13 protein-coding genes are annotated in these 11374 nt (G+C 64.7%); all 13 read right to left on the minus strand.

The window, feature by feature from the left end; translation table 11 throughout:
* Positions 1-4: 4 nt before the first annotated feature.
* Positions 5-511: a BON domain-containing protein gene (locus tag RMO23_RS06365; RefSeq protein ID WP_309679608.1), complete on the minus strand. Its 507-nt coding sequence runs from the start codon at positions 509-511 to the stop codon at positions 5-7.
* Positions 512-761: 250 nt separating this feature from the next.
* Entirely contained in the window at positions 762-1340 is a 579-nt protein-coding gene (locus RMO23_RS06370; protein ID WP_309679610.1) for a thermonuclease family protein, read from the minus strand.
* Between the two features lie 68 nt (positions 1341-1408).
* Positions 1409-2230 carry a DUF429 domain-containing protein gene (locus RMO23_RS06375; RefSeq protein ID WP_309679612.1) on the minus strand — a complete coding sequence of 274 codons (822 nt, stop codon included), beginning with the start codon at positions 2228-2230 and terminating at the stop codon, positions 1409-1411.
* Positions 2231-2232: 2 nt separating this feature from the next.
* Positions 2233-3117 (minus strand): EamA family transporter, encoded by an 885-nt coding sequence (locus RMO23_RS06380; RefSeq protein ID WP_309679614.1) that lies wholly within the window; start codon positions 3115-3117, stop codon positions 2233-2235.
* Positions 3118-3142: 25 nt separating this feature from the next.
* On the minus strand, positions 3143-3565 hold the full coding sequence (locus RMO23_RS06385) for a BLUF domain-containing protein (RefSeq protein ID WP_309679616.1): 423 nt from the start codon (positions 3563-3565) through the stop codon (positions 3143-3145).
* Between the two features lie 4 nt (positions 3566-3569).
* A complete protein-coding gene (gene folE, locus RMO23_RS06390) occupies positions 3570-4292 on the minus strand; it encodes a GTP cyclohydrolase I (protein ID WP_309679618.1) in 723 nt (240 codons plus the stop codon).
* Positions 4293-4424: 132 nt separating this feature from the next.
* Positions 4425-5681, minus strand: coding sequence for a cardiolipin synthase ClsB (clsB, locus tag RMO23_RS06395; RefSeq protein ID WP_309679620.1), 1257 nt, complete (start codon positions 5679-5681; stop codon positions 4425-4427).
* Between the two features lie 70 nt (positions 5682-5751).
* Positions 5752-6198 (minus strand): dihydroneopterin triphosphate diphosphatase, encoded by a 447-nt coding sequence (nudB, locus tag RMO23_RS06400; protein ID WP_309679622.1) that lies wholly within the window; start codon positions 6196-6198, stop codon positions 5752-5754.
* A gap of 60 nt (positions 6199-6258) precedes the next feature.
* Positions 6259-8064: an aspartate--tRNA ligase gene (aspS, locus tag RMO23_RS06405; RefSeq protein ID WP_309679624.1), complete on the minus strand. Its 1806-nt coding sequence runs from the start codon at positions 8062-8064 to the stop codon at positions 6259-6261.
* 50 nt (positions 8065-8114) lie between these two features.
* Positions 8115-8765, minus strand: coding sequence for a DUF502 domain-containing protein (locus tag RMO23_RS06410; RefSeq protein ID WP_309679625.1), 651 nt, complete (start codon positions 8763-8765; stop codon positions 8115-8117).
* The gene (locus RMO23_RS06415) at positions 8765-9133 is read right to left on the minus strand and encodes an FmdB family zinc ribbon protein (RefSeq protein ID WP_309679627.1); all 369 of its coding nucleotides are present in this window, start codon (positions 9131-9133) and stop codon (positions 8765-8767) included. Before RMO23_RS06415 ends, RMO23_RS06410 begins: the two co-directional genes overlap by 1 nt.
* A 144-nt stretch (positions 9134-9277) precedes the next feature.
* Positions 9278-10831 (minus strand): ubiquinone biosynthesis regulatory protein kinase UbiB, encoded by a 1554-nt coding sequence (gene ubiB, locus RMO23_RS06420; protein WP_309679629.1) that lies wholly within the window; start codon positions 10829-10831, stop codon positions 9278-9280.
* On the minus strand, positions 10828-11374 hold a 547-nt coding region (locus tag RMO23_RS06425), incomplete at its 5' end, for a hypothetical protein (protein ID WP_309679631.1). The genes RMO23_RS06425 and ubiB, both read right to left, overlap by 4 nt.

Here is an 11374-nt window from a genome sequence, read left to right on the forward strand (position 1 = left end):
TGGCTTAACCGGTTTTCAAAACCAGCTTGTTGTCCACCGAACTGACGCCCTTGACGCCCTTGGCGATCGTACTGGCCTTTTCGCGCGCGGCCTCGGTGGGCGCCGAACCATTGAGGGTGACGGCCCCGTTGCTGGTGTTGACATTGATGCTGAAGGCACTCAGATCGGGGTCTTTGGCCAGCCCGGCCGAGACTGCGGCCGTGATGCCCATGTCGTCGAGTTTTTCCTCGACCTTGGTGACCACATTTTTTCCGGCCGTTTCGGCGCTCTGGGTGGCGTCTTTCATCGCGGTGCCGACATTGGCCATGGAGCTCTCGGTTTTGGCCTTGGCCTCTGCCGCCGCCTGCTCGGTTTTGGTGATGGCGGTGTCAAGCTGCTGGCCCGCGGTTTTGCCACTGTCCTGCGGCTTGCAGGCCGGCAAGGCCAGCAGCAGCGCCAGCGAACTGACAGCCGCCAAGGTCGCGCCAGAAGGCCGGCGCAGCGGGGAACGGTTTGAAAACAAAGCGGTCATGATTCCTCCTGATCTGGAAAAAGGGCAGTAACCCCTGCCGCTGCGTTCAGGGTGGCATCAGGTGCGGCGCTCATGCCAGCGTCCAGGGGCGTACAGGGAAAAGCTGCGATGCAGCGGCGATGGCAAAGATCACCCTGGTTGAATTTACCCAGCCGCTTTTCAGCCTCAGGTCAGAATTGGCCGACTTTGGCGTAGGACAAGGCGCCACGCTGCGGCAAAAAAACAACCTTCACCAGGCATTGCGCAAGGTTCAGGAGCGCCCAGGCGCATAACGACAGGAGCCATGCTGTTTGCGAAACACGCGCGGGTCCATAGGCGCAGTCGGCTGGCCGCGCACAAACACGCCGCGCCCGGCGGCCTCGGCCAGCTGTTGCTGCGCCGCGTAGGGGCCGGGGTGCCAGCCGCTGCGGTAGGACCAGGCCTGCCCCTGCGTGACCATCCAGCCTCCCAGGTCTTCGCCATTGAGCACCAGACGGGCCACCGTGCGGCCGTAGTCGTCATGGGCCCGGCTCTGCACCTCCACCGTCTGGCCCAGCGCCCGACGCTTGAGCGCATCGCGGGAAGCCGCGCCGCCGGGCTGGCAGATCTCCGGCGCGTCAATGCCTTCGACCCGAACACTGACCGGCTTGCCGCCGTCTGGTGGCCGCACCCGCACGGTGTCGCCATCGACCACGTAGCTGACCACCCCTCGCCAGACGGCGCCGGCGGGCGGCCGGGCTGCGGCCGCGCCCGCCGCGCCCACGGCCAGCAGCGTCAGCAGCGTCAGCGGTGTGAGGCGCAGCAGCCAGTTGTCCGGTTTTTGTTTGCTATTTAATTGATAGCAACTCATGCGCGATTTATAAGGGCTAGCGGCATAAATCATGCTATTTTCCCATTGTGAGGCGGTTCACGGCCGCGTCAGGCCGTGACCACCCAGCCTTCCAGCCGGTCCATGGCAACGGGCAGACCATAGCGCGGCGCGCCCTGGGCGGCGGCCCAGGCGGCCTGCAGCAGGCACAGCACGGCGTCCAGGGTGTCGCCGCTGGCATCGTCGATCAGGGCGTCGCGCTGGGCGTGACTGAGCTTGAGGCGCTGGCCCAGCCGGCTCCGGCCCAGCTCCAGCCCGGTGATCAGGTCCTTGCGCGCAATCAGGCGCTCGGGGGTCTGTTTGGCTTTGTCATCGCTCTTGTACGGGCGCTGGCCCAGCAACTCGCGCGCCAGCAAACCCGGATAGCCTTCCAGCGCCACGCGCCGGGCATCGCCCTGGTGCAGCCCCGGCAGATGCACGCCAGCGGCCAGCAGGCGCGGCACACCGGCGTGCAGCATGTAGGCCACCGGCGGGTTGACCCACTTCATCGACGGGCTGGAACCGGCCGGCTTGTCGGTGGCGCGGTGGACAAACTTCTGCCCCACCGGCCGGGCAGCGCAAAAGGCGGCGAAGGTGCGGCGAATCTCGGGCCGGCTCAGGGCGGCGTAGTGGCGAATCAGCTCGGCCCACTGATCGGGCCAGCCCAGCTGCGCCACCAGCTCGCGCGGCAGGCCAAACGGAAAGTCAAACGCCCCGAGCCAGGCGCGCTCCTGATGCAGCCAGTGCTCAAAACCGTCGAGTGACTCGATGCGCTCCAGCCCGGCCAGCAGCACCCGCCCCTGGGCGACGCAACCGGTCGCGATCACAATCGGCTTGCGCCGGCTCGGGCTGCTGGAAAAATCGCAGCCGATCAAGGTCTGGGTCGGCTGCATGCCTAGTAGCCCAGCGCCAGCGCCATGACGCCGGCCGCAATAAAGCCGGCGCCCAGCAGCCGCAGGGTGCGGTCGCCCTCGCCCAGCAGGTGCCCGCCCAGCAGCGCGGCAAACAGCATGGACACCTCGCGCGCGGGCGCCACATGAGACAGTGGCGCGGTCTGCATCGCATACAGCACCAGCACATAAGACACCGGGCTGATGATGCCCACCAGCACGGCGTATTTCCACTGGCGCTGCCACAGCACGGCGGCGGCGGGCCGGTTGCGCAGGATGGTGGGCACCAGAAACACCATGCGCACGAAATTGCCGATGTAGTCGACCAGAATCGGCGACATCAGCAAGAACTTGACGGCGTAGCCATCGACCAGGGTGTAGCCGGCGATGAAAACACCGGTCAGCACGCCGTAGCCCATGCCCTTGCGCACGCGCTGGCGCTGCAGCGGGTCAGCGCCCGCACGCCACAGGCCCGGCCCGCCGGCCACCAGAAACACGCCGCCCACCACGCCGGCAATGCCCAGCGCCCCCAGCACCGAGAGACGCTCGCCCAGCAGCAGCACCGCCACCAGCGAGCTCAGCAGCGGCCCGGAGCCGCGCGCCAGCGGATAGACCACGGTCAGGTCGGCCTTGCGGTAGCCGCGCAGCAGGGTCACGAAGTAAACCGAGTGCAGCAACCCGCTGGCGCAGAGAAACAGCCATTCGGTGCGGCCCCAGCGCGGCAACTCGTCAATGCCCAGCCAGATGCCCACCGGCGCCCAGAACACCATCATCACCAGCCCGGTAAAGGTGGCAAAGCGGGCATCGCCGTCGGCCTTTTTGGCGGCGATATTCCAGCAGGCATGGATCAGCCCCGCCAGCAGGACGAGGGCAAGGGCACCGGGAGACACGCGTCAGTTCAGGCGGGCAGCGGCTTCAGGCCTTGCCGCAGATCGCGGCGGTGGCCATCAGGTCTTCCAGCAGCGCGAACGACACCCTGCCGGAAACCGAGTAAGGATCGAGTTCGGCCCGCTCGGAGTATTTCAGCAGGATGGAGTGGTTGAGCTTGGACAGGTTGACCTGGCCCATGGTCCAGCCGCCAAAACGGCGTTCCGAGATTTCCTCGTAGTCCAGCAGCACCACGTCTTTATGGCGCGCGTCACGCTGGATGTGGCCATACAGCTCGCTGACCGCCATGCGGCCGCCTTCGATGGCCTGCAGGAAGATGCCGCCGCCATAACAAAGAATGCCGGTGATGCCGGTCGCCGGGTTGTGCTGGCGTGACTGCGACAGGATGGCTTCTATGGCTTCGGCGCTGGTGTCGACGGAGCGGCTGGCATAAAGCAAACGTACCAACATGGGATTAGCCTTTCTGCGGTATCAGCGCCAGAAACTCGCGGCGCAGGGTCGAGTCCTTCAGGAACACGCCACGCATCACCGAGTTGATCATCTTGCTGTCCATGTCCTTGACACCCCGCCAGGCCATGCAGTAGTGGCTGGCCTCCATCACGATGGCCAAGCCGTCGGGCTGGGTTTTTTCCATGATCAGGTCGGCCAGCTGCACCACGGCTTCTTCCTGAATCTGCGGCCGGCCCATGACCCATTCGGCCAGCCGGGCGTACTTGGACAGGCCGATCACATTGGTGTGCTCGTTGGGCATCACACCAATCCAGATCTTGCCGATGACCGGGCAAAAATGGTGCGAGCAGGCACTGCGCACCGTGATCGGCCCGACGATCATCAGCTCGTTCAGGTGTTCGGCATTGGGAAACTCGGTGATGGTGGGCGGCTGCACATAGCGGCCCTTGAACACCTCGTTCAGGTACATCTTGGCCACGCGGCGCGCGGTGTTGTTGGTGTTGTGGTCGCCCGCGGTGTCTATCACCAGGCTGTCGAGCACGCCCTGCATCTTGAGCTCGACCTCGTCGAGCAGCTTTTCCAGCTCGCCGGGTTCAATGAAGGCGGCAATGTTGTCATTGGCGTGGAAGCGCTTGCGCGAGCGGGCCAGACGCTCGCGGATTTTGACGGAAACAGGCGTTCCCTCGTCGGTGGAATCTTGGGGGGACGTGGTGGACTTCATAAGCATGACCGATATTACCAGCCCGACCAAAAACCAGGTTTTTGCCGGTTTTACAGGTGTTTTAGGGCTCCAGCCCTTATTCTACGCGCGTAAGAAGCTACCAATTTAATAGCAATCCGGCAGCCCGCAAAAGCCGCTTCAATAACGCTGCCCGGTCACCAGCAGGGCCAGCCGCATCAGGGCATAGGCCAGCCAGCCCCGCAGGCGCTGACCCAGCGGCCTGAGGGCGTAGGCAGCGGCGTCGATGCGCCGCCCCTGGCTGACCACGGCCTCCTGCAGCTGCGCCCGCAGCGCCTCGGCAAACGCCCTGTCCTGCACCACCACGTTGGCTTCACGGGCCAGCAGCAGACTCAGCGGGTCGAGATTGGACGAACCGACGGTGGCCCACTGGCCGTCGACCACCGCCACCTTGGCATGCAGAAAACTGGCCTCGTACTCATAAATTTCAACGCCCGCCGCCAGCAGCGCGCCATAGACCGGGCGCGCCGCATGGTATTGCATGAAGTACTCATACCGGCCCTGCAACAGCAAGGTCACGCGCACGCCGCGCCTGGCGGCACGGATCAGGGCGCGGCGCAGTTTGCCGCCGGGCACGAAGTAAGCGTTGGCCACCATGATTTCCTGCCGCGCCCGGCCAATCGCCTTGCGGTAGGCGCGCTCTATGCTGCTGCGGTTGCGCAGGTTGTCGCGCAGCACCAGCGAGGCGCGCGAGCGAGAACTGCCGGAGGCGACCGCGGCACCCGAGCCGGCCGCCACCGGCGCCAGGACGGCGGGTGGCCCGGCATCGGTGCGGCCGCCATAACCGGCGGCCTTGAACTTCTCCCAGGCCGCGCTCAGGTGCCGCTGCCGCGCGCTGTAGCCGGCCTGAACCCGCCACCAGAGCAGCGCCATGGCATCAGCCGCATCGATGGCCAGCGGCCCGGTCGCGGCCACGGCAAAATCAAAGCGCGGGGCGTTCAGCTCGCCGTGGTTGGGGTCGTAGAAATCGTCCAGCACATTGATGCCGCCGCAAAAAACCGTGCGCTGATCGACCACGCACAGCTTGCGGTGCAGGCGGCGCCAGCGGTCCGGCATCAGCAGGCCGAGACCGCCCAGGCCCGCCGCCAGCGGCGAGTACACGCACCACTGCACGCCGGCGCCGCTGAACTTTTGTTGCCACTCCGCGGTCAGGGCTTCGGTGCCAATGCCGTCCACCAGCACCTGCACCGTGACGCCGCGCCGCGCCGCCCGCACCAGCGCCTCGGCCACGTCGGCCCCGGCGCCATGGAAGTCAAAAATATAGGTCTCGAGCTGCACCCAGCGGGCGGCCGCATCCAGGGCCTGGATCAGCGCCGGAAAAAACGCCCGCCCGCCCTGGAGCAGATGCAGTGTCTCGGACTTGTGGCGCTGGGGCATGGAGGGGCTGGTAACGCAGGGATAAAAGTCGAAGTTTGAAGGCTGAAGCGGTCGCGTGCCGCCAGCCCATTTAACCCACGAACCGCGGCAAGAGCAAGACCGCCTCGGCGTTGGATGGCGAAAAGCACAGGTCCGCCGCCGACAGCTGGGGCAACCAGCGCCAGGCGGTGTGCTCCCCGGGGCTCAGCGTCACGGCGCAGGGCTTGGGCAGGCACAGGCCAAACACATGCTCGGTGTTGTGGGTCACGCCCGGCGCGTAGCGATGGCGCCAGACCGGGTAAATTTCGTAAATATTGGCGAACGCCCAGTCGCGCAGCTGTGCCGGCGTGGCCTCGATGCCGGTTTCCTCCCGCACCTCGCGCAGCGCGGTCTGCCACAGCGGTTCGTCCGGCGCGTCCCTGGAGCCGGTGACGCTTTGCCAGAAACCGGGCTGGTCGGCACGCTCGATCAGCAGCACCTCGAGTTGCGGCGTGTGAATGACCACCAGCACCGACTCGGGGATTTTGAAGGCTTTCAAAACAGCCCCGTGTCGCGTGGTTCAGCGGAGTTTCAACGCCGCAGCATCACACGCCGGCGTTCAGGCCGGCTGGGGGTTGCGCAGCCGGATGTGCAGCTCGCGCAGCTGCTTTTCATCGACCGGGCTGGGCGCGTGGGTCAGCAGGCACTGGGCGCGCTGGGTTTTAGGGAAGGCGATCACGTCGCGGATCGACTCGGCGCCGGTCATCATGGTCACGATGCGGTCCAGGCCAAAGGCCAGGCCGCCGTGCGGTGGCGCGCCGTACTGCAGGGCGTCGAGCAGGAAGCCGAATTTCTGCTGCGCCTCTTCGGGCCCGATGTTGAGGGCGCTGAACACCTTGCTCTGCACGTCGGCACGGTGGATACGGACCGAGCCGCCGCCCAATTCCCAGCCGTTGAGCACCATGTCGTAGGCCTTGGAAATGCAGCGGCCGGGGTCGGTGTCCATCCAGTCCTCGTGCCCGTCCTTGGGCGCGGTGAACGGGTGGTGCACCGCGCTCCAGCGATGGCCTTCTTCGTCAAACTCGAACATCGGAAAGTCCACCACCCACAGCGGCTTCCAGCCTTTGGTGAACAGGCCGGTTTTTTTGCCAAATTCGCTGTGGCCGATTTTCAGGCGCAGCGCACCGATGCTGTCGTTGACGACCTTGGCCTTGTCGGCACCGAAAAAGATGATGTCGCCACTCTGCGCGCCGGTGCGCTTGAGGATTTCGGCAATCGCGGCGTCGTGAAGGTTCTTGACGATGGGGCTTTGCAGCCCTTCCCGGCCTTTGCCGGCATCGTTGACCTTGACCCAGGCCAGACCCCTGGCGCCGTAAATCTTGACGAACTCGGTGTAGCCGTCGATCTCGCCGCGGCTCATTTCGGCACCGCCGGGCACGCGCAGCGCCACGACACGGCCACCCTTGCTGGTGGCGGGCGCGCTGAACACCTTGAAGTCGACATCGGCCATCACGTCGGTCAGCTCGGTGAACGCCAGGTTGACGCGCAAGTCGGGCTTGTCGGAGCCGTAGCGGTGCATCGCGTCGGCATAGGCCATGACCGGGAACTCGCCCAGAGCGGTATTGAGCACGGTCTTGAAAATGTTGCTGATCATGCCCTGGAACAGGTCGCGGATGTCCTGCTCGCCCATGAAGGAGGTCTCGATATCGATCTGGGTGAATTCGGGCTGGCGGTCGGCGCGCAGGTCTTCGTCGCGAAAGCACTTGGTGATCTGGTAGTAGCGGTCAAAGCCGGCCACCATCAGCAGCTGCTTGAACAGCTGCGGGCTTTGCGGCAGCGCAAAAAACTGGCCTTCGTTGACGCGGCTGGGCACCAGGTAGTCGCGCGCACCTTCGGGCGTGCTCTTGGTCAGCATCGGGGTTTCGATGTCGATGAAACCATTGGCATCGAGAAACTTGCGGGTTTCCATGGCCACGCGGTAGCGCAGCATCAGGTTGTTCTGCATGTAGGGGCGGCGCAAGTCGAGCACCCGGTGCGTCAGTCGCGTGGTTTCCGACAGGTTGTCGTCGTCCAGCTGAAACGGTGGCGTGACGCTGGGGTTGAGCACGATCAGCTCATGGCACAGCACCTCGATCTTGCCGCTCTTGAGGTGGTCGTTGGTGGTGCCGTCGGGACGGGCGCGCACCACGCCCTTGACCTGCACGCAAAACTCGTTGCGCACGTCTTCGGCGGTCTTGAACATCTCGGCGCGGTCCGGGTCGCACACCACCTGCACAAACCCCTCGCGGTCACGCAGGTCGATGAAAATCACGCCGCCATGGTCGCGCCGGCGATTGACCCAGCCGCACAGGCTGACGGTCTGGCCCATGAGGCTCTCGGTCACCAGACCGCAATAGTGGGAACGCATTTGGGAAACGATGGCCATAAAAAATACTCGTTTTTCGGCGCTGTCGCGCCGCTTGCAAAAAAAAAGGTTTACAGGGGTGGGTTCAACGTCGGCGTCAGCGGCGGGACGGGCGCGGCGGCAGGCCTTGCGGGAACCACAACGCCCATCGAGATGACATAGGTCAGCGCCTCGTCGACACTCATTTTGAGTTCGATGCAGTCGGTTTTCTTCAGCATCACAAAGTAGCCGCCGGTCGGGTTGGGCGTGGTCGGCACGTAGACGCTCAGGTAGTCGCCCGGCAAATGGTTGACCACATCGCCGCCGGGCAGGCCGGTCAGGAAACCAATGGTCCAGACGCCTTCACGCGGCCACTGCACCAGCAGCGCCTTGCGAAAGGCGTTGCCATTTTCGGAAAACAGCGTGTCGGACACCTGTTTCACGCTCGAATAAATCGAGCGCACGATGGGAATGCGGCTGAGCAGGGTATTGCCCCAGCGCAGCAGCTTGTTGCCCAGAAAGTTGCTGGCAATGGCGCCCATCAGCAGCACGATGCCCAGGGTCAGCAACACGCCAAAACCGGGAATGTGAAAGCCCAGCAGTTTGTCAGGGTGCCAGGCCTCGGGAAGAATCAGCAGGGTCTGGTCCAGCGTGCCGACAATCCAGTTCAGCACCGCCAGTGTGATGGCCAGCGGCACGAGCACCAGCAGTCCGGCCAGAAGCCAGCGACGGATAGAGCCCATCACGCGGCTTTGGAAGCGGGCGCACTGCCTGCCGCCGGACTGGCGGGCGCAGGGACGGGACTCGATGAGGCGGCTGCAGCGGGGGCAGCGCCCGCCCCGTCAGCGGGCTTGCTGCCTGCACTGGCGGCAGTTGCGGCGGGCGCGGGACTGTCATCGGCGGACTTGGCGGCTTGCGCTGCGCCGTCACCGCCGCGAAAGTCCGTCACATACCAGCCGGAGCCCTTGAGCTGAAAGCCGGCGGCCGTCAGCTGCTTTTTAAAGCTGGACGCGCCGCAGTGGGGGCAGTCGGTCAGCAGGGCATCGGACATTTTTTGCAAAACGTCTTTGGCATACCCGCAGGACTCGCATTTGTAGGCGTAAATTGGCATGGTGCTAAGGCTTCTGTCTGGGAAATTTCGCCTGAAAAAGGCTTGGCGGTGCAAAACCTTTAATTATAGGCGTTGCCCATGCGGCGCAGCCTCGCGGGCGCCAGTACCCCGGCGCAGTGGCTGCCGGCCTGGCCCGGGCTGGCTTCAGAACAGCCGGACCCGCAGCATGAACTGCATCGCCAGCAGGCCCAGCGCAAAGCCCAGTCCACCGTAAATCAGGCTTTGCAGCAGCCTGTTGGTACGTTTTTGCTCCGCCAGCAGCTCCTGCAGCTCGCGCCGGTTGCCGCCGGGCGATGCCTTCAGGTACTGCGACAACAGGCGCGGCAGGCCGGGCAGCAGCTTGGCGTAAGTCGGCGCTTCGGCCTTGAGCTGGGCCAGCAGCTTTTCCGGGCCGACCTGCTCCAGCATCCACTTTTCAAGGAAGGGCTTGGCAGTGCTCCACAAATCAAGTTCCGGGTCCAGCTCACGCCCCAGGCCTTCGATGTTGAGCAGGGTTTTTTGCAGCAGCACCAGTTGCGGCTGAATTTCGACCTGGAAACGCCGCGAGGTCTGAAACAGCCGCATCAGCACCATGCCCAGCGAGATTTCCTTGAGCGGGCGGTCGAAATAGGGCTCGCAGCAGGCGCGGATCGCGGCTTCCAGCTCGTCGACCCGGGTGCTGTCGGGCACCCAGCCGGACTCGATGTGCAACTCGGCCACGCGCTTGTAGTCGCGCTGGAAAAAAGCGCTGAAATTTTGCGCCAGGTACTCCTTGTCGACCTCGGTCAGCGTGCCGACAATTCCGAAGTCGAGCAGGATGTGCTGGCCGAAGCTGCCGGGCACCAGGCTGACCTGGATATTGCCGGGGTGCATGTCGGCATGAAAAAAACCATCGCGAAACACCTGGGTAAAAAAAATCGTGACGCCATCGCGCGCCAGCGCTTTCATGTCCACCCCCGCGTCGCGCAGGCGCTGGGCCTGATTGATCGGCACCCCCTCCATGCGCTGCATCACCATCACGTCGGGCATGCAGTAGTCCCAGTACATCTCGGGGATCAGCACCAGCTTCAGGTCCTGCATGTTGCGGCGCAACTGGGCGGCGTTGGCGGCCTCGCGCAGCAGGTCCAGCTCGTCGTGCAGGTATTTGTCAAACTCGGCCACCACCTCGCGCGGCTTGAGGCGCTTGCGGTCGGCCGACGCGCCCTCGACCCAGCCGGCCATCATGCGCATGAGCGCCAGGTCTTTTTCAATCGCGGGCAGCATGTTGGGCCGCAGCACCTTGACCGCCACCTCGCGGCCATCGTGTAGCGCGGCAAAGTGAACCTGGGCAATCGAGGCGCTGGCCACCGGCGTCTGCTCAAAGCTGGCAAAGATGCGGTCCAGCGGTTTGCCAAAGGCTTTTTCGATGATGGCCACCGCCACGCTGGACTCAAACGGCGGCACCCGGTCCTGCAGGCGGGCGAGCTCGTCGGCGATATCGGGCGGCAGCAGGTCGCGGCGGGTGGACAGGACCTGGCCGAACTTGACGAAGATGGGCCCCAGCCGCTCCAGCGCTTGGCGCAGGCGCTCACCGCGCGGCGCCTTCAGGTTGCGCCCGACAGAGACCATGCGGGTCAACAGGCGTATCCAGGGCTTTTCAAAACTGGAAAGGACCAATTCGTCCAGACCGAAACGCAGCACGGTCCAGAGAATGAAAGAGCCCCTGAAAATCCGGGTCATTCGGAAGCCTTGGCGGCATCCGGCGCAGCATTCGACGCCGCAGCAGATGACGAGGCTGACGACGGCGTGCCTGAGGGCGGCGGCGCTTTCTCCAGAAACTGCTTCAATCCGCCCAGCAGCCGTCGGCCGGCGTCGGCCAGCGCATGGGCGGGCGCATCGCCGATCAGGCGGGACAAATCCTCTTCGGCATCCCAGCGCAGGTTTTCGGCCAGCCAGCCAACCTCGGCCGCCAGTTGCACATCGCCTTCAATCTTGACCGGCGGCGACTTGCCGGCCATGACCGACTGCAGAATGACCCGCGGCGACTCCGTGGCCACCGACAGCAACAGGTCTGGCTTGGCGCCGGGTGCTGCACGGTCCACCAGGCCTGCCGGCGTTACTATCAAATCAATAGCAAACAAACCCCATCGAACATGGACTACCCGGCCTTTTTGTCGCAAAAGCCGGTCCTGCGCCGGCTTTTCCTGCATCAGCACATGATTGAGGAACAGCACCAGTCGCTGCTGCCCCTCATCCACCGCCCAGGCAGGCGGCTGAAAACGG

Source organism: Polaromonas sp. (assembly GCF_031411155.1).
Classification (GTDB): Bacteria; Pseudomonadota; Gammaproteobacteria; order Burkholderiales; family Burkholderiaceae_C; genus Polaromonas.